This window comes from Citrobacter enshiensis (genome assembly GCF_029338175.1).
Lineage (GTDB): Bacteria > Pseudomonadota > Gammaproteobacteria > Enterobacterales > Enterobacteriaceae > Citrobacter_D > Citrobacter_D enshiensis.
This window is the reverse complement of the sequence record NZ_CP119862.1, coordinates 2,874,261-2,899,380: the sequence shown is the minus strand read 5'-3', so window position 1 is coordinate 2,899,380 and position 25,120 is coordinate 2,874,261. Positions and strand designations below refer to the sequence as shown.

The window sequence follows — 25,120 nt, the reverse complement described above, 5'->3', positions numbered from 1 at the left end:
ATGTCCTGTCCACGGCGGGGTTCTCCCCCCTCGCCAATGCGTGAGAACGTAGAAAGCACAAAATACTCAGGAGCACTCTCAATTATGTTTAAGAATGCATTTGCTAACCTGCAAAAGGTCGGTAAATCGCTGATGCTACCGGTATCCGTACTGCCTATCGCAGGTATCCTGCTAGGCGTCGGTTCCGCAAACTTCAGCTGGCTGCCAGCCGTAGTTTCACACGTAATGGCGGAAGCAGGCGGTTCTGTTTTTGCCAATATGCCATTGATCTTTGCTATCGGTGTTGCACTCGGTTTTACTAACAACGACGGCGTTTCGGCACTGGCCTCGGTGGTTGCATACGGCATCATGGTTAAAACCATGGCTGTGGTAGCGCCGCTGGTTCTGCATTTACCTGCTGAAGAAATCGCAGCAAAACACCTGGCGGATACCGGTGTGCTCGGGGGGATTATCTCCGGTGCGATTGCAGCGTATATGTTCAACCGCTTCTACCGTATCAAACTGCCTGAGTATCTGGGCTTCTTTGCCGGTAAGCGCTTTGTTCCTATTATTTCGGGTCTGGCTGCCATCTTCACTGGTGTCGTCCTGTCCTTCATTTGGCCGCCGATCGGTACTGCTATTCAGACGTTCTCTCAGTGGGCCGCATACCAGAACCCGGTTGTTGCGTTCGGTATCTACGGCTTCGTTGAACGTTGCCTGGTACCATTCGGTCTGCACCACATCTGGAACGTTCCTTTCCAGATGCAAATTGGTGAATACACCAACGCAGCAGGTCAGGTGTTCCACGGCGATATTCCGCGCTATATGGCGGGTGACCCGACTGCAGGTAAACTGTCTGGCGGCTTCCTGTTCAAAATGTACGGTCTGCCGGCGGCTGCGATTGCCATCTGGCACTCTGCTAAACCAGAAAACCGCGCGAAAGTGGGCGGTATCATGATCTCCGCAGCGTTGACCTCGTTCCTGACCGGTATTACCGAGCCGATCGAGTTCTCCTTCATGTTCGTTGCGCCGATCCTGTATGTGATTCATGCGATTCTGGCTGGTCTGGCGTTCCCGATCTGTATCCTGCTGGGTATGCGTGACGGTACTTCCTTCTCTCACGGTCTGATCGACTTCATCGTGCTGAGCGGTAACAGCAGCAAGCTGTGGCTGTTCCCGATTGTGGGTGCAGGTTATGCGATTATTTACTACACCATTTTCCGTGTGCTGATCAAAGCGCTGGATCTGAAAACGCCTGGTCGTGAAGATGCCACCGAAGACAGCAAAACTGGCGCGACCAGTGAAATGGCTCCGGCTCTGATTGCGGCATTTGGCGGTAAAGATAACATCACCAACCTCGACGCCTGTATCACTCGTCTGCGTGTCAGCGTTGCTGATGTGACGAAAGTGGATCAAGCTGGCCTGAAGAAACTGGGTGCAGCGGGCGTTGTTGTGGCGGGCTCTGGTGTTCAGGCTATTTTCGGTACTAAATCCGATAACCTGAAAACTGAAATGGATGAATACATCCGCAGCCACTAAGCCGTAAGACGTTGGGGAGAACTAAGGCAGCCTTATGGCTGCCTTTTTTACGCTTGACGAAAAAAGAGAGACTTCTGCCAGCGAAGGCGGATTTTTACTTTGTATGGGGCACGGCGCGCCGCTACACTATCAGCAGATTTACTTTTCGCATTCGCGTCATCAGACACTGGAAAAGCATGGAAACGAAAAAAAATAACATTGAATACATCCCTGAGTTTGAAAAATCATTTCGCCACCCTCGCTATTGGGGAGCCTGGCTGGGCGTCGCCGCGATGGCGGGCATTGCGCTAACGCCAGCGTCATTTCGCGATCCCATCCTGGCCAAACTGGGCCGTATTGCCGGACGTACGGGGAAAAGCTCTCGTCGTCGTGCGCTGATCAATTTGTCGCTTTGCTTCCCGCAGCGCAGCGAAGCCGAGCGTGAGGCGATCGTTGATAAAATGTTTGAGACAGCGCCTCAGGCAATGGCAATGATGGCCGAACTGGCGATGCGAGGCCCTGAAAAAGTACAGAAACGTGTCGACTGGCAGGGACTGGAGATTATCGAGGAACTGCGCCGCAACAATGAGAAAGTGATTTTTCTGGTACCGCACGGGTGGGGCGTCGATATCCCGGGGATGCTGATAGCATCACAGGGGCAGAAAATGGCGGCCATGTTCCATAATCAGGGCAACCCGGTATTTGATTACGTGTGGAACACCGTACGTCGTCGCTTCGGCGGGCGTTTGCATGCCCGTAATGACGGCATTAAGCCGTTTATCCAGTCTGTCCGCCAGGGATACTGGGGATACTATCTACCGGATCAGGATCACGGTGCGGAACACAGTGAGTTTGTTGATTTCTTCGCGACATATAAAGCAACCTTGCCTGCGATTGGTCGCTTGATGAAAGTGTGCCGTGCACGCGTGGTTCCGCTTTTTCCTGTCTATGATGGCAAAACACACCGGTTAACGATTCTGGTGCGCCCGCCGATGGACGATCTTCTGACTGCGGATGACCACACTATCGCCAGAAGAATGAACGAAGAGGTGGAAATCTTCGTAGGTCCGCATCCTGAACAATACACCTGGATATTAAAACTGCTGAAGACCCGTAAACCGGGCGAAATTCAGCCGTATAAACGCAAAGATCTTTATCCCATCAAATAAAAAAAGCCTCTCGTCAGAGAGGCTTTTTACTTTCTGGCACCGGGAAATTACTCGACGGTCAGAATACGGGTGGTGTTGGTCGAACCGATGGTGCTCATCACGTCGCCCTGGGTGACGATCACCAGATCGCCGGACACCAGATAGCCTTTGTCACGCAGCAAATTAACCGCTTCACTTGCCGCCACAACGCCGTCAGCCGCGCTGTCGAAGTGCACCGGCGTGACGCCACGATACAATGAGGTCAGGTTCAACGTGCGCTCATGACGAGACATCGCGAAAATCGGTAAGCCAGAACTGATACGCGAGGTCATCAGCGCAGTACGCCCTGATTCGGTCATGGCGATAATGGCCGTCACCCCTTTCAGGTGGTTTGCAGCATACATTGCCGACATGGCGATGGCTTCTTCGACATTATCGAACTGCACATCGAGGCGGTGTTTAGAGACGTTAATGCTCGGGATTTTTTCTGCGCCCAGACAAACGCGCGCCATCGCGGCCACCGTTTCAGCCGGATACTGGCCCGCTGCGGTTTCCGCCGACAGCATAACGGCGTCGGTGCCATCCAGCACGGCGTTGGCCACGTCCATGACTTCTGCACGGGTCGGCATTGGGTTAGTGATCATCGACTCCATCATCTGCGTGGCGGTAATAACCGCACGGTTCAGCTGACGGGCGCGACGAATCAGGGCCTTCTGAATACCGACCAGCTCCGGATCGCCGATTTCAACGCCCAGATCGCCGCGAGCGACCATCACAACGTCGGAAGCCAGAATGATGTCATCCATCGCATTCTGGTCGCAAACGGCTTCGGCACGTTCGACTTTGGCGACAATTTTTGCATCGCAGCCAGCATCGCGTGCGAGGCGACGCGCATAGTTCAGGTCTTCACCGCAGCGAGGGAAGGAGACGGCCAGATAATCAACGCCGATTTGCGCTGCAGTGACGATATCCGCTTTGTCTTTTTCGGTCAGCGCTTCTGCAGAGAGGCCACCGCCGAGTTTGTTGATGCCTTTGTTGTTGGAGAGTGGGCCGCCGACGGTCACTTCAGTGAAAACTTTCATGTCCTGAACTTCCAGGACTTTTAGCTGTACGCGACCATCGTCCAGCAACAGGATATCGCCAGGAACCACGTCCGCGGGCAGGCCTTTGTAATCGATACCGACTTTTTCTTTATCGCCTTCACCTTTCCCCAGGTTTGCGTCTAACAGGAATTTATCGCCGATGTTCAGGAATACTTTGCCTTCTTTGAAGGTCGATACGCGAATTTTTGGCCCCTGGAGATCGCCCAGAATTGCCACATGACGCCCCAGTTTTGCGGCAATCTCACGAACTTTATCAGCGCGTATTTTGTGATCTTCTGGCGATCCGTGAGAGAAGTTCATTCGTACGACGTTCGCACCCGCAGCGATAATTTTCTCAAGGTTGTTATCGCGATCAGTTGCCGGGCCTAACGTGGTAACGATTTTGGTTCTGCGAAGCCTTCTGGACATGTAATACTCCGTTGACTGAAACAACTTGGTGTTGCGTGAACATTGATCCGGATATAAAGCCGGATGACGAAAAGGGTGTGCTTGTTATTGCTTTTAGCGGTCATCGCTCCTTATGAGCAGTTCTTTATCAAAACGCGATTCCTTAAGCGCTTCCTTGACGCGCTTCAAGTTATCTCTGAATTTTGCCCCGCGACGCAAAGTAAATCCGGTTGCCAGCACATCTATCACGGTCAGTTGAGCAAGTCGAGAGACCATCGGCATATAAATGTCAGTATCTTCCGGTACATCAAGTGTAATCGCTAATGTGGCCTCGCGCGCCAACGGCGTACCTGCGGAGGTCAGTGCAATCACCATCGCATCGTTTTCGCGCGCCAGCTGCGCCAGCTCCACCAGACTTTTGGTTCTGCCCGTGTGCGAAATGAGCACAACGACGTCGTCATCGCTACAATTCATACAGCTCATGCGTTGCAGGACGATATCATCGGAGTATATGACCGGAACGTTGAAGCGGAAAAATTTGTTCATGGCGTCATGTGCCACGGCGGCGGAAGAACCAAGGCCGAAGAAGGAAATTTTCTTCGCTTGCGTCAGCAGGTCGACCGCGCGATTCACAGCCGATTTATCAAGCGACTGGCGGACATGGTCGAGACTGGCCATCGCAGATTCGAAGATTTTTCCCGTGTAGGACTCAACGCTGTCATCTTCATCCACATTACGATTAACATAGGGCGTGCCATTTGCCAGACTTTGCGCCAGATGCAGTTTAAAATCAGGAAACCCGCGCGTGTCCATGCTGCGACAGAAGCGGTTTACGGTAGGCTCACTGACGTTCGCTTCCAGGGCCAGCGTTGCAATACTCGAATGGATGGCCTGCTCAGGGGAAGCAAGAATAACATCGGCGACTTTGCGTTCTGATTTGCTCAGATGTTCCAGTTGTACCTGGATTTTTTCCAGCATATTCATGATGTAGAAAACTCATGGTGACGACGATTTCTGAGATACAGGAAATCGAGAGGCAATTTTGTTAGATATTACCCCCGGCCGCCCATTAAGGGGGCAAAATGGATAGAATAGTTGTTGTTTTTTTTCATTACATGATCGGTGTCTGATTTTAACTGTCGGCTACGTGTGTGAAAACGACGACTTTTTTATCCGTTTTGCGGCTGAACGTGCGGCAAAACGCCTGACAAGCCGGGATCGCACCGGTGGATAAGTGTTTACGGTTTCCGGAATCACGTAAAAGCAGTACAGTGCACTGTAATAAAATTACAACTATAACCTGGCAGAAGTACCAGGATAGTTAACTGAGGAGAATGACATGGCGGTAACGCAAACAGCCCAGGCATGTGACCTGGTCATTTTCGGCGCGAAAGGCGACCTGGCGCGTCGTAAATTGCTGCCTTCCCTGTATCAACTGGAGAAAGCCGGTCAGATTAACCCGGATACCCGCATTATTGGGGTTGGTCGTGCTGACTGGGATAAAGAAGCCTACACCAAGGTGGTTCGCGAAGCGCTCGAAACCTTCATGAAGGAAAAAATTGATGAAGGTTTGTGGGATACCCTGAGTGGTCGCCTGGATTTCTGCAATCTGGATGTCAACGATACCGCAGCCTTTTCCCGCCTGGGGGAGATGCTGGATCAAAAAGCGCGCACCACCATTAACTATTTTGCGATGCCGCCCAGCACCTTTGGCGCCATCTGCAAAGGGTTAGGCGAGGCGAAGCTGAATGCTAAGCCTGCGCGCGTGGTCATGGAAAAACCGCTCGGCACATCACTGGCCACCTCTCGTGAAATCAACGACCAGGTGGGTGAATATTTTGACGAGAGCCAGGTTTATCGTATTGACCACTATCTCGGAAAAGAGACGGTTCTGAACTTACTGGCGCTGCGTTTCGCCAACTCCCTGTTTGTCAATAACTGGGACAATCGCACCATCGATCACGTGGAAATCACCGTGGCGGAAGAGGTGGGCATTGAAGGTCGCTGGGGCTACTTTGACCAGGCTGGTCAAATGCGCGACATGATCCAGAACCACCTGCTGCAAATTCTGTGCATGATCGCCATGTCGCCGCCGTCCGATCTGAGCGCTGACAGTATTCGCGATGAAAAAGTGAAAGTGCTGAAATCGCTGCGTCGTATCGACCGTTCGAACGTCCGTGAAAAAACGGTTCGTGGTCAGTACACCACCGGTTTCGCGCAAGGTAAAAAAGTGCCGGGTTATCTGGAAGAAGAGGGGGCGAATAAGAGCAGCAATACCGAAACGTTCGTCGCCATTCGTGTCGACATCGATAACTGGCGCTGGGCGGGCGTGCCGTTTTACCTGCGTACCGGCAAACGACTGCCGACCAAATGTTCTGAAGTGGTTGTCTACTTCAAAACGCCGGAGCTCAACCTGTTCAAAGAGTCCTGGCAGGATCTGCCGCAGAACAAATTGACGATCCGCCTGCAGCCGGATGAAGGCGTGGATATTCAGGTACTCAATAAAGTCCCGGGCCTGGATCATAAACATAATCTGCAGATTACCAAGCTGGATCTGAGCTACTCCGAAACGTTCAACCAAACGCATCTGGCGGATGCCTATGAACGCTTACTGTTGGAAACCATGCGGGGCATTCAGGCGCTGTTTGTGCGCCGTGATGAGGTGGAAGAAGCATGGAAATGGGTAGACTCCATCACCGAAGCCTGGGCGATGGATAACGACGCGCCTAAGCCGTATCAGGCGGGGACGTGGGGACCGGTTGCCTCCGTGGCGATGATCACCCGTGATGGCCGTTCCTGGAATGAATTTGAATAAAATTTCATCTTCCGCGACGGTGTTATTTTACCGGTAACATGATCTAACACAGATTGTAGAATAATTTTTGCACTTTTAAGCCCCGCGTGGATTCACCCGCGGGGCTTTTTTTATTACACTGACTGAAACGATTTTGCCCCTGAGCTCCGGCTTACAAGCGTTTCAGCATTGTTTAACCCTGATGAAACACATTGGTAATCCTGCGGCCCGGACAGATAAATTTTAGGAGCCTCTATGAATCCGAATTTGTTACGCGTAACACAACGTATTATCGAACGTTCACACAAAACACGTTCTGCCTACCTTGCTCGTATTGAGCAAGCGAAAACGTCGACGGTTCACCGCTCCCAGTTAGCGTGCGGAAACCTGGCGCACGGATTTGCTGCGTGCCAACCCGACGATAAAGCGTCGCTGAAAAGCATGTTGCGTAACAATATCGCGATCATTACCTCCTATAACGACATGCTTTCTGCGCACCAGCCTTATGAGCATTATCCTGAGATTATCCGCAAAGCGCTGCACGCGGCGAATGCGATCGGTCAGGTGGCGGGTGGTGTGCCTGCGATGTGCGATGGCGTGACCCAGGGCCAGGACGGAATGGAACTGTCACTCCTGAGCCGCGAAGTGATTGCCATGTCGGCGGCGGTCGGGTTGTCACACAATATGTTCGATGGGGCGTTATTCCTCGGCGTGTGCGACAAAATTGTCCCAGGACTGGCGATGGCGGCGCTCTCATTTGGTCATCTGCCGTCCATTTTCGTGCCGTCTGGTCCGATGGCCAGCGGCCTGCCAAATAAAGAAAAAGTCCGAATTCGCCAGCTTTATGCTGAAGGTAAGGTTGACCGTATGGCGTTGCTGGAATCCGAAGCCGCCTCTTACCATGCGCCAGGCACCTGTACGTTCTACGGCACCGCCAACACCAACCAAATGGTGGTGGAGTTTATGGGGATGCAATTACCGGGCTCCTCCTTTGTGCATCCCGATGCGCCACTGCGTGACGCGCTGACCGCGGCGGCGGCCCGTCAGGTGACGCGTTTGACCGGCAACGGTAACGAATGGATGCCTGTCGGCAAAATGATTGACGAAAAAGTGGTGGTGAACGGCATTGTCGCGCTGCTCGCAACGGGAGGGTCAACCAACCACACCATGCATCTGGTGGCGATGGCGCGTGCCGCCGGTATTGTGATCAACTGGGATGACTTCTCCGACCTTTCAGATGTCGTCCCGCTGATGGCTCGCCTCTACCCGAATGGCCCGGCGGACATTAACCACTTCCAGGCGGCGGGCGGGGTGCCTGTCCTGATGCGTGAACTGCTCAACGCGGGCCTGCTGCATGAAGACGTCAACACCGTGGCGGGCTTTGGTTTGTCTCGTTATACCCTGGAACCGTGGCTGAACGATGGCGAGCTGGACTGGCGTGAAGGGGCGGCGAAGTCTCTTGATAGCAATGTTATCGCGACCTTTGATAAGCCGTTCTCGCACCACGGCGGGACGAAAGTGCTGAGTGGCAACCTGGGGCGTGCAGTGATGAAAACCTCTGCGGTACCGGTTGAAAATCAGATCATTGAAGCACCAGCCATTGTATTTGAGAGCCAGCACGACGTATTACCGGCATTTGAGGCCGGGTTGTTGGACCGTGATTGCGTGGTAGTCGTACGCCATCAGGGACCAAAAGCGAACGGAATGCCAGAATTGCACAAACTCATGCCGCCACTTGGTGTATTATTGGACCGTTGTTTCAAAATTGCGTTAGTTACTGATGGACGGCTTTCCGGTGCTTCAGGTAAAGTGCCTTCAGCAATCCATGTCACGCCGGAAGCTTACGATGGCGGGTTACTGGCGAAAGTGCGCGATGGCGACATCATTCGTGTGAACGGACAGACAGGTGAACTGACTCTGCTGGTCGATGAAGCGGAACTTGCCGCTCGCCAGCCTCACATCCCGGATCTGAGCTCATCAAGGGTAGGGACAGGACGTGAGATGTTCAGCGCGTTGCGCGAAAAACTCTCCGGTGCGGAGCAGGGCGCAACCTGTATCACTTTTTAAAACGAAAAATTTTGTAATCAGGCGAGAGAAAAACTCTGATGAAAAACTGGAAAACAAGTGCGGAAGCAATCCTGACCACTGGCCCGGTAGTTCCGGTGATTGTGGTGAATAAACTGGAACACGCGGTGCCGATGGCAAAAGCGCTGGTTGCAGGTGGTGTGCGCGTTCTGGAAGTGACCTTACGTACCGCATGTGCGATGGATGCTATCCGCGCGATTGCCAAAGAAGTGCCTGACGCGATTATCGGTGCGGGTACCGTACTGAACCCGCAGCAGCTGGCAGAAGTGACTGAAGCGGGCGCGCAGTTCGCCATTAGCCCGGGTCTGACTGAGCCTCTGCTGAAAGCGGCAACGGAAGGAACGATCCCGTTGATTCCGGGTATCAGCACCGTTTCTGAACTGATGCTGGGTATGGACTACGGTCTGAAAGAGTTCAAATTCTTCCCGGCGGAAGCCAACGGCGGCACCAAAGCGCTGCAGGCGATTGCGGGTCCGTTCTCTCAGGTACGTTTCTGCCCGACCGGCGGTATCTCTCCGGCTAACTACCGTGATTACCTGGCGCTGAAAAGCGTGCTGTGTATCGGTGGTTCCTGGCTGGTTCCGGCCGATGCGCTGGAAGCGGGTGATTACGACCGCATTACTCAACTGGCTCGCGAAGCGGTAGAAGGCGCGAAACAGTAAGTGAATACAAGCCCGGTACACCACCGGGCTTTGCCAGAACGGGCCATTTGGCCCGTTTTTTTATGCGTTGACTTTTATCTGAGCGGCAGCGTCTTTCGCGCGTGCGATGGCCTCTTCAACGCACACGCCAGTTGCCAGCGCAACACCCAGGCGACGGGTTCCCTCGATCTCCGGTTTCCCAAAGAATCGTACCTGCAGACCGGCGCCAACAGCCGCCTGCACATTATCAAACGACACATTCTGGCTGGTGAGTTGCGGCAGGATCACGGCCGAGGCGGCAGGGCCATACTGGCGAATCGCGCCAACGGGCAGACCGAGGAAGGCGCGAACGTGCAGAGCAAATTCCGACAGATCCTGAGAGATCATCGTGACCATCCCGGTGTCGTGTGGCCGGGGAGACACTTCGCTGAAGATAACCTCGTCGCCACAAACAAACAGTTCGACACCAAATAAGCCGTGGCCGCCTAACGCCAGTACCACTTTACGGGCAATTTCCTGCGCCCGCTCAAGGGCCAGCGGCGTCATTTGCTGCGGCTGCCAGGATTCGCGGTAATCGCCATCTTCCTGACGATGTCCGACGGGGGCGCAAAAATGGACGCCATCAACGGCGCTGACGGTCAGCAGCGTAATTTCAAAATCGAAATTCACCACCCCTTCGACGATCACCCGGCCCGCACCGGCGCGACCGCCTTGTTGCGCGTAGTCCCACGCCTGCGCCAGTTGCCCGGCAGAGCGAATAAAACTTTGCCCTTTGCCCGAAGAGCTCATTACCGGCTTAACGATACAGGGAATACCGATGTCTGCCACGGCTTCACGGAAGCTCGCTTCACTGTCCGCAAAACGGAAAGAGGAGGTCGGCAACGCCAGGTCTTCTGCGGCCAGACGGCGGATCCCCTCACGATTCATGGTCAGCTGGGTTGCCCGGGCGCAGGGCACGACGTTCAGCCCTTCCTGCTCCAGTTTCACCAGCGTATCGGTGGCGATCGCTTCAATTTCCGGCACGATATAATGCGGTTTCTCAAGCTCGACCACGCGACGTAACGCGTCACCATCCAGCATATTGATGACATGCGAACGGTGAGCAACGTGCATCGCTGGCGCGTCGGGGTAGCGATCGACGGCGATCACTTCGACGCCCAAACGCTGGCACTCAATCGCCACTTCCTTACCCAGTTCGCCTGAACCCAACAACATCACCCGCGTCGCTGCCGAACGCAGCGCTGTGCCTAATAACGTCATAAAAATATCCCCTGATTTATCCGGGCGCAGTATATACGAAAACGTTTGCGTCTGTCTTTATTGCCAGGTTGATTTCAATGCCGAAAAGTAATATACTGTACAAAAATACAGGTATATTGAGAGGCTGCAAAATGGCGGTTGAAGTTAAATACGTAGTCATTCGGGAAGGTGAGGAGAAGATGTCTTTTACCAGCAAAAAGGAAGCCGATGCATACGACAAAATGCTCGATACAGCAGATTTGCTCGACACGTGGCTTGAGCAATCCCCGGTCTCACTGGAAGACGAACAGCGTGAAGCGCTGTCTCTCTGGCTGGCTGAACAGAAAGATGTGCTGAGTACGATCCTGAAAACCGGCAAACTGCCTTCTCCGCAGGCCGTCGATAACGCGGCGTCCGCAGAGGAAGATACCCAGGCCGCCTGAATCTGACTTGCGCTCCTGGCGTTTTGTACCATGCTTTTCCTGAATCATTGTGCTAAGGAGAAAAGTATGAATAAGAGAGGAGCGCTGTTGAGCCTGCTGTTGTTATCCGCCAGCGTATCGGCCTTCGCCGCCAATAATCCCGACAGCAAATCGGTGACGTTTCCAAAGTGTGAAGGTCTGGACGCTGAAGGTATTGCCGCGAGCGTAAAGCGTGATTATCAGCAAAACCGCATTGTGCGCTGGGCAGATGATCAAAAAACGCTGGGGCAAATCGATCCGGTGGTATGGGTAAATGCGCAGGACATTGTGGGCAAAGAGGGTAAATGGTCCGTGCCGCTGACCGCGCGCGGTAAAAACGCCGATCTTCACTATCAGGTCAGCGTTGATTGCAGCGCTGGAAAGGCGGAGTACCAATTGCGCTAATCACCGAATTTGCGCATCTTTTGCGGAACCAGACACTTCCTGACATCCTCTCGGGTACGCTTTGACGACAAATCGTCTGTACTTGAGGGGGCTACATGGCCAACTGGCTGAACCAATTACAATCTCTTCTCGGGCAAAAAGGGTCTTCTTCATCGTCTTCTGGTGATCAAGGTCTCAGTAAACTGCTGGTTCCCGGCGCGTTAGGCGGCCTGGCGGGTTTACTGGTCGCCAATAAATCGTCTCGTAAATTACTGACCAAATACGGCACCAGCGCGTTGCTGGTGGGCGGCGGCGCCGTCGCCGGTACGGTGCTATGGAACAAATACAAGGATAAAGTCCGTACGGCGCATCAGGATGAACCGCAGTTTGGCACACATAGCACACCGCTTGATGTGCGTACCGAGCGACTGATTCTGGCGCTGGTCTTTGCGGCGAAAAGCGATGGGCATATTGATGCGAAAGAGCGCGCGGCCATTGAACAGCAGTTACGCGAAGCCGGTGTGGAAGAGCAGGGGCGGAGACTCATTGAACACGCCATTGAACAACCGCTCGACCCGCAGCGACTGGCTCAGGGGATCCGTAATGAAGAAGAGGCGCTGGAAATTTACTTCCTGAGCTGTGCGGCTATCGATATTGACCACTTTATGGAGCGTAGCTACCTGAACGCGTTAGGCGATGCCCTGAAGATCCCGCAGGACGTCCGGGAAGATATTGAACGGGATCTGCAGCAACAAAAACAGGCGTTGCCGGGTTAATACACTTTGTGAAGTCGCATGTTTCGCTTGCATTGCGCGTAACTTTTGCCACACCTTATAGAGTGTATATTGCAAAAGAACAATGACATGCTACCAAAAGCTCACAAAATTCCTCACGCCATGACCGTGCATGGCGACACCCGAATCGACAACTACTACTGGCTGCGCGACGATTCCCGTTCGCAGCCAGATGTTCTGGACTATCTGCATCAGGAAAATGCCTACGGGCACAAGGTCATGGCTTCTCAGCAGGCGCTGCAGGAGCGTGTGCTGAAAGAAATTATCGACAGGATCCCCCCTCAGGACGTCTCTGCGCCTTACATAAAGAATGGCTATCGCTACCGACATCTTTATGAGCCGGGATGCGAATACGCCATCTACCAGCGGCAATCCGCGTTCACTGAAGAGTGGGATGAATGGGAGACGTTGCTGGATGGCAACCAGCGAGCGGCACACAGCGAGTTTTATACGCTGGGTGGACTCGCGATTTCCCCTGACAACACCATTATGGCGCTGGCGGAAGATTATCTGTCCCGTCGCCAGTATGGGATCCGCTTTCGTAACCTGGAAACTGGCAACTGGTATCCGGAGCTGCTGGATAATGTCGAGCCGGAACTGGTATGGGCGAATGATTCACAGACCTTCTATTACGTGCGTAAACACGCCGTCACGCTGTTGCCGTACCAGGTGTGGCGGCATACGGTTGGAACGCCAACATCCTGCGATGAACTGGTCTACGAAGAAAAAGACGATATGTTTTATGTCAGTCTGCATAAAACGACATCGCAGCATTACGTGGTGATCCAACTCGCCAGCGCGACGACCAGTGAAGTACGCCTGCTCGATGCGGAGCTTGCCGATGCTGAACCGTTCGTGTTTTTACCGCGCCGTAAGGAACATGAATACAGCCTCGATCACTACCAGCATGCGTTTTATCTGCGTTCAAACCGGCAGGGTAAAAATTTCGGTCTGTACCGCACGCGTGTCCGTGATGAAAACGCCTGGGAGGCGCTGATCCCGCCGCGAGATGCCATCATGCTGGAAGGGTTCACGCTTTTCACCGACTGGCTGGTGGTGGAAGAACGTCAGCGCGGGTTGACCAGTCTGCGGCAGATAAACCGTAAAACAGGTGAGGTGGTAGGGATCGCCTTTGACGATCCGGCTTACGTGACCTGGCTTGCCTATAACCCGGAACCGGAAACCTCCCGCCTGCGCTATGGCTACTCGTCAATGACGACGCCGGATACGTTATTTGAACTGGATATGGACACCGGTGAGCGACGGGTCCTTAAACAGACCAATGTCCCAGGATTTGACGCCGCGAATTATCGCAGTGAGCATATGTGGGTAACTGCGCGTGACGGCGCCGAGGTGCCGGTTTCACTGGTGTACCATCAAAAGCATTTTCGCAGGCATCATAATCCACTGTTGGTGTATGGCTATGGTTCCTACGGTGCCAGTATGGATGCCGATTTTAGCAGCAGTCGACTCAGCCTGCTGGATCGTGGCTTTGTCTATGCCATCGTCCATGTGCGCGGTGGCGGCGAACTGGGGCAACAGTGGTACGAAGACGGCAAGTTTCTGAAAAAGAACAATACCTTCAACGACTATCTGGATGCCTGTGACGCCTTAGTCAATCTGGGGTACGGTTCGCCTTCACTGTGCTATGGCATGGGGGGGAGTGCGGGGGGAATGCTGATGGGCGTTGCGATTAATGCGCGACCTGAACTTTTCCACGGCGTTGTTGCGCAGGTTCCGTTTGTGGATGTGGTGACCACCATGCTCGACGAATCGATCCCGTTGACCACCGGAGAGTTTGAAGAGTGGGGCAACCCGCAGGATCCTGAATATTACGCCTACATGAAGCGTTACAGTCCTTACGATAACGTCAGCGCGCAGGACTATCCTCATCTTCTGGTCACCACCGGACTGCATGATTCCCAGGTGCAGTACTGGGAGCCTGCCAAGTGGGTCGCAAAACTGCGGGAACTCAAAACCGATGAACGCCTGCTGCTACTGTGTACGGACATGGATTCCGGACATGGCGGCAAATCCGGGCGTTTTAAGTCGTATGAAGGCGTGGCGCTGGAATTCGCGTTCCTGATTGCGCTGGCGCAGGGGACCTTACCCGGACAGGCAGACGTTTAAGCGTTATCCAGATAATGTTTTAGCGTTAAGCGCAGTTCCGGGCTCATGCTGTCAAGATTGTTGAACAACCAACGCAGATAGCCCGGATCGCGTTCCGCGACTTCAGAGACGGCCTTACCGCGATACTTGCCAAACGTAAAGGTCGTCAGAAGCCCAGGGCGACCGGTGATGTCGGCCATCTGTTCTGCCGACCAGCCCGAGGTGTTGATGATATCGATGAGCAGAGCCGCTGTGATGTAACAGTCATACAGCGCGCGGTGGTGGTGAAGCCCCGGAGGCGTCTGCACACTCAGTTTGCGTGATTTATACAGCGCCATGTTGCTGTATTTAATTCCCGGCCATAACCGGCGGGAGAGTTTCATGGTGCAGATCCACTCGCCGGGCATCTCCGGCAGAACGCGACGGTCAAAACTGGCGTTGTGCGCGACATACCATTCACTTCCGTGATAGAGCGGAATAATGTCTTCAATCCACGGTTTGTCGGCCACCATGGCTTCGGTAATGCGGTGGATCGCCATGGCTTGCGGGCTAATGGGGCGGTCAGGACGCACCAGGTGGCTCATGGGATTCACTATTTTGCCGTCAACGACGTCAACTGACGCGATCTCAACAATTCCACCCTGCAGGCCACAGGTTTCTGTATCTATAATGCGCAACATGGGAGGCTCCTGACCAAAACGCTTAGCGGAGTGGAATGATATCACCTTGCCAGCCCTGTGCGGTACGCTGACCTGTCAACAATAACGAACCGCGGTCAGCACGGACGATGAGCTGACCGCTTTCGTCCCATAATGCACTGCTTCCGCGCGCATTTGCCATCAAAACGGCAATGGCGAATTGATGCGAGAAGCGCTGCAGTCGGGAAGTGGAGGCCAGCAGGTTTGGCTCACTCACGCTTTGACCGGTGGTGAACAGCGAAAACGCCGGATCCATATCCATGCCTTCAGGTTGTTCGTCGACAACGCTGATGGTCTTTAGATGCCGGGCAATACAGGCGCCATGACTTTGATGAAAGGTTAGCGGTGAAGAGATCCACGGACTAAATACCGCAATACCTTTAACGAAACGGGAGTGATGTTCCACCGGCAAACCTGCGATGATCGTCATGCGGTACGTAGCGGCGGCGTAAGCCAAAGGCTGTAATAACGCGCTGTCGGGCGGGGCGGGCAGTGAATCATCCTGATCGGTGCATCCCAGCAGCGACAGGGAAGGAAATACCAGCAATTCACATCGATGGCTGGCGGCTTTCTCAATAAATTTCAGGTGGTGCGTGACGTGCTCCGCCAGAGTGGTCTGTAGGGGTTCGTACTGTGCTGCGGCGATTTTCCAGTGTGACATAATGACTTCCTTTTCATAGTGTCTACAATCATCCTTAAATCAGGCATTAAGGATGCACTTATACTGTAGCAATTGTCATGTAAGGAAGTGTAACGTTATATAAGCTTTATTTAACTTTAGGCTCGTAAGGTAAACGTGAAAGTGAAACGGAGGCCAGACGGTGTGCGATCAGCCGCTCGCGAAACCATCCGCGTAAATGCTCTGGTTGCTCGCGTTCGACAACTTCAGCAACGACCGGCATGTTGTAGCGCTCTTTAAATGCCACGCCTGCAGCGGCCAGGTCGACGTTGACCTTATCCATTTCAGCCTGTTCAAGTAGAGCCAGATTTGTTTTCATGCGCTTCTCCTCATCAAGTGCGCGCAAAAGTTACTAACTCCCAGGCGCAATGGCAAGCCACAAATGATGATTCTCGACTCAATCATTATAGAAGGTTATTCTCATAGGGTTATGACATAACAAAAAGGAATATTTGATATGGTTTTTGCTACACCATCGCTGCGTTATGCATTCATCTTTCTTGTCTCTACGCTGGTCGCTCCTGCCGTTTGGGCCCATGCTCATTTGACACACCAATATCCTGCTGCGAATGCCGCAGTTGAAGCCGCTTTGCAGGCCATCACGCTGAATTTTTCTGAGGGTATTGAACCGGGATTCAGCGGGGTGACGCTCACGGGAGCAAAACAGGAAATCATTAAAACGCAAAAAGCGAAGCGCAACGATCAGGATGAAAAACAACTGGTAGTCCCGCTTGACCAGCCTCTTAATCCGGGAACTTACACGGTGGAGTGGCATGTCGTCTCGGTAGACGGGCATAAAACCAAAGGGCAATACACCTTTAGCGTGAAGTAACTATGCTGACGTTCGCCTGGGTCGCGCTCAGATTTATCCATTTTACCGCTCTGATGCTGGTGTTCGGCTGCGCTTTGTATAGCGCATGGCTGGCGCCGTTCTCGATTCGCCGATTGATGGCGCGCCGTTTCTTGCGACTGCAACAACATGCCGCAACGTGGAGTTTTATCAGCGCTGCACTGATGTTTACGGTTCAGGGCGGATTAATGGGTTCCGGCTGGCAGGATGTCTTTTCCGTCCCCGTGTGGGGCGCAGTCCTGCAAACGCAATTCGGTGGTGTCTGGCTATGGCAGATTATCCTGGCCTTCGTCACGCTGGGTGTGGTGCTGATTGTGCCGCGTAATTTGCCGCGTTTGCTGCTTATCCTCACGCTGGGCCAACTCCTTTTCCTCGCGGGTGTGGGGCACGCCGCCGTAAATAACGGTGTGCTGGGTGGGCTGGTGAAAACAAACTACGCCCTACACCTGATCTGCGCGGCGGCCTGGTTTGGCGGGTTGCTGCCCGTTATCTACTGTATGCGCATCGCAAGAAGCCGTTGGCGCGAGCAGGCCATTGATACCATGATGCGCTTTTCCCGTTATGGTCACGCTTTCGTGGCTGGCGTGTTACTGACCGGCATCTTTAATATCTTGTTTATTAACGGGTTTGCTGCGCCATGGCACACCGCGTACGGGCAGTTACTGGTGCTAAAAATTGTGCTGGTACTGCTAATGGTGGCAATTGCACTGACGAATCGGTATGTTCTCGTACCACGGATGCGCGACGAAAATCACCGCGCGAATCTCTGGTTTATCTGGATGACTCAAATTGAATGGGGAATCGGGGGCGTCGTGTTGGCCATTGTCAGCCTGTTTGCGACCCTGGAACCGTTCTGATGGACAGGCAAAACGCATGAAAAAAATGATTCTTTCTCTGCTACTACTGGCAAGTTCAGGAGCAGCATTGGCGGCACCCCAGGTGATCACCGTAAGCCGCTTTGAAATCGGTAAAGACAAGTGGGCTTTTAACCGTGAAGAAGTGATGTTGACGTGTCGGGCGGGGAATGCCTTGTATGTGATCAACCCCAGTACGTTGGTGCAATACCCGCTCAATGATATCGCGCAACAGCAGGTAAGCAGCGGGAAAACCAATGCTCAGCCTCTTACCATTATTCAGATTGACGATCCTGCGAAGCCAGGGGAAAAAATGAGCCTGGCGCCGTTTATTGAAAGAGCAGGAAAACTCTGTTAATTGTCAGAAATATCTTTCTGATTTCCAATAAAAAACCGCAAGTTTCTCGAAGAAGAACTTGCGGTTTTTACGTTGTAGCGGGTGACAAGCATCCTTTTTTTCCGGCCACTTTAGCCACAGACTGGAAAACCTGGCGTCGTCATCTATTCTTAAAGGGCAGGGCGACTTAGCCTGCATTAATGCCAACTTTTAGCGCACGGCTCTCTCCCAAGAGCCATTTCCCTGGACCGAATACAGGAATCGTATTCGGTCTCTTTTTATCTGTCTTTAATTTCAGGCAGTTAAGACATCATGTCCGAAAAGCCCCGAAATTTTCCCGAATTTCAATATCCGGTCTTTCCCCGTTATACCACCCGACATTAACATTAACAATTCATTTACGCCGAAAAAAATCAGATCATCACCTACTCTTTTTTTTGCTGCCCGGGTACTTCTCTGTCATTTTTTCCGCCTTATGCCCCAGCCGTTTTTGTGCAAAATCCTTCCCGAATTCTTTCTTCTACATGCTCCCGGCCAGTCATGGTATGAGACGTGTTGAAACTGGCCGCAACAAAAATGCCTGATGGGCCAGATCTTATGGATTAACGCATTAATAGCTGACGAATAAAGCCTACATGCAGTTTCACACCCACCTGCAAGGCATCCTCATCCAGTTTAAAGTAGGGGTTGTGCAGGCCATGGGTAGCGCCAATAGCGTCATTACCGCAGCCGATAAACAGAAAGCAACCAGGCCGTTTCTCCTGATATGACGAAAAATCTTCCCCGCCAAACAGTGGGGTATCAACCTCCTCCAGAGCCTCTGGTCCCAACGCGTCAGCCACCACCTGGCGGGCGATAGCACACGCATCCGGATGGTTATCGCCGCTGGAAAAACCCCGTGTCCAGCTAATTTTGTGGCTGGCTCCATGGGCCTGGCAGATACCTGCGACGGTCTGTTCCACCAGTTGTGGTACTTTCTCACGAACCTCACGGTTATGCGTACGCAGTGTCCCCGCCAGACGAGCGCTATCGGGGATCACGTTATAGCTGGCCCCGGCCTGGAAAGTGGTGATGCTCAACACCGGCACCGTGAGCGGATCGATTTTACGCGATACGATATTCTGTAATGACGTGGCAACTTCAGCGCCAATCATAATAGGATCGATGCAGTACTGCGGTGTCGAGCCGTGGCCGCCTTTGCCCTGAATCACGATGTCGAAGTTGTCACAAGCGGCGCTGAAAATCCCCTGCTTCATGTTGACGATCCCGGTTGGGACCGTCGGGAAAACATGCAGTCCGAAGATCATACTCACATCGTCAAGATACCCGAGATCAACCAGCTCTTGTGCGCCGCCCGGCGGCAATTCTTCCGCATGCTGGAAGATAAAACAGACAGACCCCTTTAATTGCTCCTGCATCTGACACAACACACGCGCGGCACCCAGCAGCATCGCCGTGTGGGCATCATGACCACAGGCGTGCATCACCCCAGGATTCGTCGAGCAGAACGGCTCGTCATTTTTTTCCTGCAATGGCAGGGCATCGATATCCGCACGTAATGCATAGCATGGACCTGCAGTAACGCCCTGCAGATACGCGATCACGCTCGTTGCTGTCGGACGGCTGATTTTAAGCCCGCCAAAGCTTGTAAGCTGCTCCACGATATAGTCGGCCGTTTTATGCTCCTGAAACGACAATTCCGGGTTGGCGTGGAGATGACGACGCCATGTCAGGACTTCCTGTTCCACGTCAGCGATGAGTTGTTCAGCATTCATTTTCTGATTCCTTCAGGTGAGAGTTGGTGACGTGATTTGCCCGCCAGCGGTAAAACAATTAACCCGGAAACCACCATAGCCATGGCTAAAAAGATAAAGGTCGTCGTGTAATTACCGCTGAGGGTAACTAAATAGCCGATAGCAATAGGCGCGATAAAGCCCCCGAGTGTTCCCCCGGTGTTTATCATGCCCATACCCGCGCCTATGACTTCGGTCTGCAGGCGTTTCATTGGCAGCGTGAAGACGGTGACAAATGAACCCATCAGGAAGATATAACCAATAAACAGGAACACACTGGAAACCAGCGCGGATTGACTGATAAATACCAACCAGATGCACAATGCGCTGAGCAGCGAACTGCAACAGACAAACAGGGGCTCACGTCCTTGCAGATAGCGCCCGACCAGCCAGCCGCTACCGAGTGAGGAAATCCAGATTCCAAGGCCACCCGCTGCAACGACCAGGCTGGAGGTACCCATTGGCATCCCTCGTTGCTGCACGAGGAATTTTGGTAACCAGGCCAACAGACCATAAGCAGGGATGTTGATACAAAAAATCGAGATAAACAGCAGGATCACGATAGGGTTTTTCAACAAGGCCTTATAACTCACCGCTGCTGCCACGGATTTTTCGTCTGCTGTTTTAGGCGGATTTGGCACCAGCAACAAGACGGCTATCATGATGGCGAAGGCGATCAAACCGAGCCCAGAAAATGAGCCCCGCCAGCCAAGATGCGCCAGTAAATAGACGGCGATCAGCGGCCCGACGGTCATCGCCAGTCCGGCAGAGGAGAGCAGAATAGATTGGGTAAACGTACGCTGTTCGAGAGGAAAATTGGCGACCACCGCTTTGGCGCAAGCCGTTGGATACCCTGAGTGCCCCATACCGGAAAGAAAACGAAAAGTGACCAACAGGCCCAGACTGAAGCCCAGTAAGCCAAAGCACAGAGCAAATCCGCCCAGCAATAACAAAGAACAGCAGAGGACTTTCTTAAAACCGATACGATCGTTTAACCAACCAGCGGGAACCTGAAACAACGAATAGGCGAGGAAAAACATCCCGGTGATATAACCGAGTTGTTCAGGCAGTAAGTGAAACTCTTTTTCTATAGGTAGCAGTGCAAAGCCGATAAGCGTCTTATCGAGATAAACCACGGCGTAACCCATAAACAGCAAAAAAACCATCAACGAACGATTTTTCATCGGATGTATTCCTTTTAATTATCACCCGGAAAACCAATGAATAGGGTGGCGTGTATTTTGTGTGACTTGAGTCACTTTATGATGTTGTATATAAGTGCTTGCGCCATTGAAATTATCGACTTTATTGAAGGGGCATAAGATACTAATTTTTAATCGGTGATGTTTTTTTCTGATAGGGCACAGGATGCGCTACTTACCCAAGATTCAGCAGTTGAAGGTCTTTCAGCAGGTGATTCGTAGTGGCAGCATTCGAGGGGCTGCGCGGGCGCTTGGGCAATCGCAACCGGCGGTGAGTCGCACCATTCGGGAACTGGAACAGGTACTGCAAACCCAGTTAATCATTCGCAGCAGCAATGGAATGACGCTGACCGAAACGGGGCGGGCCTTTTCGCATCGTATGCAGTTGATTCTTGAAGAGCTCCAGCGCGCCGCTCATGAAATTCAGCAACTCGATCAACTTAAGCAAGGCAGTGTAGCTATTGGTTGCTCCTCATTACTTTCCCTCACTGTCTTACCGGCGCTTGTAGATGCGTTTCGCCAATCCTTTTCGCAATCCAATGTATTCATTCATGAAGCACAACTCTCTACGCTGCTGCCTGCGTTGCGGGAAGGGCGACTGGACTTTGCTGTCGGTACCGTCTGTCCGGAATTGCCGTTAGATGATTTAATCTGTGAGCCACTGTTTAGCGCCGAATTTTGCATTATTTCTCACAAAGATAATCCGCTGTCCCGGTCTTCTACATTCGCTGAGTTGACAGAGGCGAAATGGATATTGCCAAAAACGGATATGGGGTATTACCAACAGGTACAGTTGGAATGGAGTGAACTTTATCAGCATCTGATCACTCCTGCAGTACATACTGACTCATTTATTAGCGGCATGAATATGGTACTGGAGACGGGGTATCTGGTGGTGGTTGCCAGAGCGATGGTGCGTTCCATCTGGTTTCAACAACAACTGGCAATATTGCCGATCGACAACCTGCCGCAGGCACAATATTGCGTTCTCTATTCACAAAAATCGCCCCTCACCAACACTGCTCGCCGTTTTCTCGATCTCTTGCGCGATCATTGCACTCGGTATAACTGGTTGTAGTGGCATAGTAAATATGATCACCTCAACAGAGGCGTATGCTTATTAATGAATTACACACTTTTGGTGTAAACAAATGACTATATCTGGCAGGCTCGGGGCATGACGTCGGTTATGAGCGAGAAGCAGAAGTTCGCTTTAAAGGTAAACTAATCCGCAGGCCTGAAGATCTCTGAAAGATAATGGTTCGCTTTGCTGGGATACTTACAGTATAACGAAGAGCATCGGCGCAGTGCGATATGCTATGTGACACTGGGGCAACGCCATCGTGGAGAGGATAAAGCACTACTGAAACAACGTGATTTGATACTTACCATGGCGGTCGACCTCCGTCAGCGCAAAGTACGCTGAAGCCTGACGCAGAATATCATTAAATTTTCAATTGAAAAATATGGACTTCGGTAAGGCATATGAAATCATATAAGCCGTCGCATATAAACATTGAATCGCCTTTTGAAAAACTGAACTTGCAGGTGCTCCTTTGCCGTCTATCACCAGATAGTTAAGACCAGGAATTTCAATTAATGTGATTTCTTTTGGGTGATAGTAGTTTTTATCTATTTTTTATAATCAATATATTTGGCTAGATATGCTTTTTTTATACAAATTTATAAGTTAAAAAATCTGCCATAATGACAGATTTCTTTAATTTATAATTAGAGATTTGCAACGTTATGATATACTTTTTGAACATCATCGTCATCTTCAAGGGCATCAACAAGTCCTTCAAAGATTTCTAAATCTTCTGGTGAAAGTTCAATTTCTGATTGTGCAATCATTTCTAATTCTGTTGTTGAGAATTCAGTAATTCCAGCTGCTTTTAGAGCTGCAATTCCTTTGTGAAGGTCTGTAGGTTCAGTATAAATAACGATGTTTCCTTCATCTTCGGTTACATCACGAACCTCAATTTCAGCATCAAGCAAAATTTCAAAAATATGATCAGGGTCTGTTCCTTTAAATACAATCACTCCAGTATTGTCAAACATATAGCTGACAGAACCTGCCGCACCGATATTCCCGCCTTTTTTATTGAAAATTGAGCGGACATTAGCAATCGTACGGTTAACATTTGAAGTCAATGTTTCAGCGATAATCATTGAACCATTTGGTCCAAAGCCTTCATAACGGCCTGGCACGAACGTTTCATCTCCGCCACCTTTGGCTTTATCAATTGCTTTATCAATAACGTGCTTTGGAACTTGTGCTTGTTTCGCTCGTTCAATAACGAATTTTAAAGATGAGTTTGATTCTGGATCTGGTTCACCTTGTTTAGCAGCGGCATAGATTTCTACACCGAATTTTGCATATACGTTAGACGTTGCACCGTCTTTAGCCGTTTTTTTAGCAACAATATTGGCCCATTTACGTCCCACTGGAATAGTCTCCTCAAAAATTTATTTACATTACTAGCAGGTTAATAACCTGCGTGTTTTTCTGTCACATTATATCATGATATGTAAATTCTCGTCTATGAGAAATGAAAAACTCCAATTTTACGAGATGTTACTTTAATTTCATCAATGGTTAACATTGTGGATAAATTATTTCCAAAATTTCTTCTGGTTCTTTTGTTTTTTATTCTCAATATTGAACCGCAGCAATAATACATAAGACAAGAGAAACAAAAGTGATAATCCAGGCAAAAACACCGACTATTAACGTTGCCGCTGCACTGCTTACAGAGCGCTAAGGCCATCGTGTGCAGCGCCTTATTGATGGTATTTTCCCTCATCGGCGTACGTGGATCGTGGTCACCAGGAAACAGTTTCAGCTATGGGGCAGGATTGTCTACCGGGGCGGGGTCAGTCCACTACCGGCCTGAATGAAGGTTGCCAGATCATAATGAAGACATGAAGAACTGCGAGGCATCCTGAGTTGAGTTAAACCGTTCAGATTTCAAATCGATTAACCATAGCATCCGTTCACCGCACCGCATGAAAAAGCCCACTCCACAGGCGGGCTTAAAACCAGATTAATGCCGTACAGAAGATGACCAGCGCCATGCCATTAATCGAAAACACTGGACGGGCAGTACTTGCCTTCCCATTCCACTATCTTAGCGCCTGGATCCAGATCTTTTACCGATACCTTATCTCCGGAAAATTCTGAGCCAGTAACGACGATATCGTAATCATGATTTGGCTGAGGAATGAATCTTGCGGAGACAGACTGGTCTGTATTTTGAGAGTACCCAGCCTGGGTCCAATAATGAATTACCGTCACCAGTTGCCCCGGCTTGAGAGTAAATTCATTGATGAAAACGCCCATGTTGTTAGGTGACTCTGGCATTCCAATTTTTTTATTTCCTGTGACAGGAATACCGATAATAGCCAGACCAGTCGTAATCCGACGCTCTAAAACTTTTTTATAACAACCACTTATCTGTTTTTCGTAAAATTGCAGAGCGGTATTGCCATTAGATGGAGCACGAACCCGAGCAGCATCTGAACCTTTATAGTCTTCCAGCGAAGGCCTAAACCCCGCCGTACATCCACTCAACAAGGTTACCATTATTCCCGTAACGACCAGCTTTCCATACATGCGCATCACCTTACAGTTTCTGTTAATCCTTTTTTTATCGACTCAGACGAGTAAAACTTTAAACGGATATTAAGCCAGTCATTTACCATTACGTCCCGTTGTAGTATGACAATCACACATATTTAACATAACACCAGTTCACCGCACCGCTTCTGCGCCCCTCAGCACCGCTTTACCCCGAAGACGATGAAGTCCCCGACTTACCCCGCCCAAAATCGCGCGGATGAATTCTGCTTAAAGTACACAGTTATGCTCTTAAACAGTGAAAGGGATTTTCAGCACACGTTAAAAGATAAAAACGGCAAAAGAGAAAGTAATAGTTATCATTAGAGGCCTCTACGACGTCCGCTTCTGGCACGGAGCGGGCAAACGCATGACACTGGCAGTCGGCTAAGAGCGAACAGTGCAGACAAAATTGCTGTTCGAAATGAGGATCACGTCGATATCCA

Annotated in this window: 23 protein-coding genes; 13 read left to right on the top strand and 10 right to left on the bottom strand. The window is 51.4% G+C overall.

The window, feature by feature from the left end; translation table 11 throughout:
• The first annotated feature begins 84 nt into the window (after positions 1-84).
• Both ptsG and lpxM read left to right on the top strand, forming a co-directional pair.
• Positions 85-1,518 carry a PTS glucose transporter subunit IIBC gene (gene ptsG / locus P2W74_RS14065; protein ID WP_276292089.1) on the top strand — a complete coding sequence of 478 codons (1,434 nt, stop codon included), beginning with the start codon at positions 85-87 and terminating at the stop codon, positions 1,516-1,518.
• 176 nt (positions 1,519-1,694) lie between these two features.
• Complete coding sequence (gene lpxM, locus P2W74_RS14060) at positions 1,695-2,666, top strand: lauroyl-Kdo(2)-lipid IV(A) myristoyltransferase (RefSeq protein ID WP_276292088.1); 972 nt, start codon at positions 1,695-1,697, stop codon at positions 2,664-2,666.
• Between the two features lie 47 nt (positions 2,667-2,713).
• On the opposite strand, the gene pyk is transcribed toward lpxM, so the two are convergent.
• The gene (gene pyk, locus P2W74_RS14055) at positions 2,714-4,156 is read right to left on the bottom strand and encodes a pyruvate kinase (protein ID WP_276292087.1); all 1,443 of its coding nucleotides are present in this window, start codon (positions 4,154-4,156) and stop codon (positions 2,714-2,716) included.
• Between the two features lie 93 nt (positions 4,157-4,249).
• The gene (gene hexR, locus P2W74_RS14050) at positions 4,250-5,119 is read right to left on the bottom strand and encodes a DNA-binding transcriptional regulator HexR (RefSeq protein ID WP_276292086.1); all 870 of its coding nucleotides are present in this window, start codon (positions 5,117-5,119) and stop codon (positions 4,250-4,252) included.
• A gap of 355 nt (positions 5,120-5,474) precedes the next feature.
• Between hexR and zwf the strand changes: the two genes are divergently transcribed.
• The 3 genes from zwf (at position 5,475) to kdgA (ending at position 9,676) form a co-directional block, all read left to right on the top strand.
• Positions 5,475-6,950, top strand: coding sequence for a glucose-6-phosphate dehydrogenase (gene zwf / locus P2W74_RS14045; protein ID WP_276292085.1), 1,476 nt, complete (start codon positions 5,475-5,477; stop codon positions 6,948-6,950).
• Between the two features lie 234 nt (positions 6,951-7,184).
• Entirely contained in the window at positions 7,185-8,996 is a 1,812-nt protein-coding gene (gene edd, locus P2W74_RS14040; protein WP_276292084.1) for a phosphogluconate dehydratase, read from the top strand.
• 38 nt (positions 8,997-9,034) lie between these two features.
• Positions 9,035-9,676: a bifunctional 4-hydroxy-2-oxoglutarate aldolase/2-dehydro-3-deoxy-phosphogluconate aldolase gene (gene kdgA / locus P2W74_RS14035; RefSeq protein WP_162383794.1), complete on the top strand. Its 642-nt coding sequence runs from the start codon at positions 9,035-9,037 to the stop codon at positions 9,674-9,676.
• A 60-nt stretch (positions 9,677-9,736) separates the two neighbouring features.
• Here the strand turns inward: kdgA and purT are convergent, their stop codons facing one another.
• Positions 9,737-10,915, bottom strand: a complete 1,179-nt coding sequence (gene purT, locus P2W74_RS14030; RefSeq protein ID WP_276292083.1) for a formate-dependent phosphoribosylglycinamide formyltransferase — start codon at positions 10,913-10,915, stop codon at positions 9,737-9,739.
• A 131-nt stretch (positions 10,916-11,046) separates the two neighbouring features.
• On the opposite strand from purT, the gene yebG reads away from it, so the two are divergent.
• The 4 genes from yebG (at position 11,047) to ptrB (ending at position 14,663) form a co-directional block, all read left to right on the top strand.
• Positions 11,047-11,337, top strand: a complete 291-nt coding sequence (gene yebG / locus P2W74_RS14025) for a DNA damage-inducible protein YebG (RefSeq protein WP_276292082.1) — start codon at positions 11,047-11,049, stop codon at positions 11,335-11,337.
• Between the two features lie 66 nt (positions 11,338-11,403).
• The gene (yebF, locus tag P2W74_RS14020; protein ID WP_276292081.1) at positions 11,404-11,760 is read left to right on the top strand and encodes a protein YebF; all 357 of its coding nucleotides are present in this window, start codon (positions 11,404-11,406) and stop codon (positions 11,758-11,760) included.
• 95 nt (positions 11,761-11,855) lie between these two features.
• Positions 11,856-12,515 carry a tellurite resistance TerB family protein gene (locus tag P2W74_RS14015; RefSeq protein WP_276292080.1) on the top strand — a complete coding sequence of 220 codons (660 nt, stop codon included), beginning with the start codon at positions 11,856-11,858 and terminating at the stop codon, positions 12,513-12,515.
• Between the two features lie 87 nt (positions 12,516-12,602).
• Complete coding sequence (gene ptrB, locus P2W74_RS14010) at positions 12,603-14,663, top strand: oligopeptidase B (RefSeq protein WP_276292079.1); 2,061 nt, start codon at positions 12,603-12,605, stop codon at positions 14,661-14,663.
• Here ptrB and exoX read toward each other — a convergent pair.
• The 3 genes from exoX to P2W74_RS13995 all read right to left on the bottom strand — a co-directional run bounded on the left by exoX (position 14,660) and on the right by P2W74_RS13995 (position 16,338).
• Positions 14,660-15,322, bottom strand: coding sequence for an exodeoxyribonuclease X (gene exoX / locus P2W74_RS14005; protein WP_276292078.1), 663 nt, complete (start codon positions 15,320-15,322; stop codon positions 14,660-14,662). The two genes, ptrB and exoX, sit on opposite strands and share 4 nt — an antisense overlap.
• Before the next feature lie 22 nt (positions 15,323-15,344).
• The gene (locus tag P2W74_RS14000; protein WP_276292077.1) at positions 15,345-16,001 is read right to left on the bottom strand and encodes a carbon-nitrogen hydrolase family protein; all 657 of its coding nucleotides are present in this window, start codon (positions 15,999-16,001) and stop codon (positions 15,345-15,347) included.
• Between the two features lie 106 nt (positions 16,002-16,107).
• Positions 16,108-16,338 carry a DNA polymerase III subunit theta gene (locus P2W74_RS13995; protein ID WP_162383786.1) on the bottom strand — a complete coding sequence of 77 codons (231 nt, stop codon included), beginning with the start codon at positions 16,336-16,338 and terminating at the stop codon, positions 16,108-16,110.
• 138 nt (positions 16,339-16,476) lie between these two features.
• Here P2W74_RS13995 and yobA point away from each other — a divergent pair, with 138 nt between their 5' ends.
• Genes yobA through P2W74_RS13980 form a run of 3 tightly spaced genes read left to right on the top strand, consistent with a single transcriptional unit; the run spans position 16,477 to position 18,081 of the window.
• Positions 16,477-16,851: a CopC domain-containing protein YobA gene (gene yobA, locus P2W74_RS13990; protein WP_276292076.1), complete on the top strand. Its 375-nt coding sequence runs from the start codon at positions 16,477-16,479 to the stop codon at positions 16,849-16,851.
• A gap of 2 nt (positions 16,852-16,853) precedes the next feature.
• Positions 16,854-17,726 carry a copper homeostasis membrane protein CopD gene (copD, locus tag P2W74_RS13985; RefSeq protein WP_276292075.1) on the top strand — a complete coding sequence of 291 codons (873 nt, stop codon included), beginning with the start codon at positions 16,854-16,856 and terminating at the stop codon, positions 17,724-17,726.
• Between the two features lie 16 nt (positions 17,727-17,742).
• On the top strand, positions 17,743-18,081 hold the full coding sequence (locus P2W74_RS13980) for a YebY family protein (protein WP_276292074.1): 339 nt from the start codon (positions 17,743-17,745) through the stop codon (positions 18,079-18,081).
• Between the two features lie 581 nt (positions 18,082-18,662).
• Here the strand turns inward: P2W74_RS13980 and P2W74_RS13975 are convergent.
• Together P2W74_RS13975 and P2W74_RS13970 are read right to left on the bottom strand one after the other, a co-directional pair.
• A complete protein-coding gene (locus P2W74_RS13975) occupies positions 18,663-19,835 on the bottom strand; it encodes an amidohydrolase (protein WP_276292073.1) in 1,173 nt (390 codons plus the stop codon).
• Positions 19,832-21,037 (bottom strand): MFS transporter, encoded by a 1,206-nt coding sequence (locus P2W74_RS13970; protein ID WP_276292072.1) that lies wholly within the window; start codon positions 21,035-21,037, stop codon positions 19,832-19,834. Before P2W74_RS13970 ends, P2W74_RS13975 begins: the two co-directional genes overlap by 4 nt.
• A gap of 184 nt (positions 21,038-21,221) precedes the next feature.
• On the opposite strand from P2W74_RS13970, the gene P2W74_RS13965 reads away from it, so the two are divergent.
• The gene (locus tag P2W74_RS13965; RefSeq protein WP_276292071.1) at positions 21,222-22,133 is read left to right on the top strand and encodes a LysR substrate-binding domain-containing protein; all 912 of its coding nucleotides are present in this window, start codon (positions 21,222-21,224) and stop codon (positions 22,131-22,133) included.
• A 653-nt stretch (positions 22,134-22,786) separates the two neighbouring features.
• Here P2W74_RS13965 and P2W74_RS13960 read toward each other — a convergent pair.
• Together P2W74_RS13960 and P2W74_RS13955 are read right to left on the bottom strand one after the other, a co-directional pair.
• The gene (locus tag P2W74_RS13960; protein WP_276292070.1) at positions 22,787-23,503 is read right to left on the bottom strand and encodes a YebC/PmpR family DNA-binding transcriptional regulator; all 717 of its coding nucleotides are present in this window, start codon (positions 23,501-23,503) and stop codon (positions 22,787-22,789) included.
• A 634-nt stretch (positions 23,504-24,137) separates the two neighbouring features.
• The gene (locus tag P2W74_RS13955; RefSeq protein WP_276292069.1) at positions 24,138-24,671 is read right to left on the bottom strand and encodes a hypothetical protein; all 534 of its coding nucleotides are present in this window, start codon (positions 24,669-24,671) and stop codon (positions 24,138-24,140) included.
• Positions 24,672-25,120 lie beyond the last annotated feature (449 nt).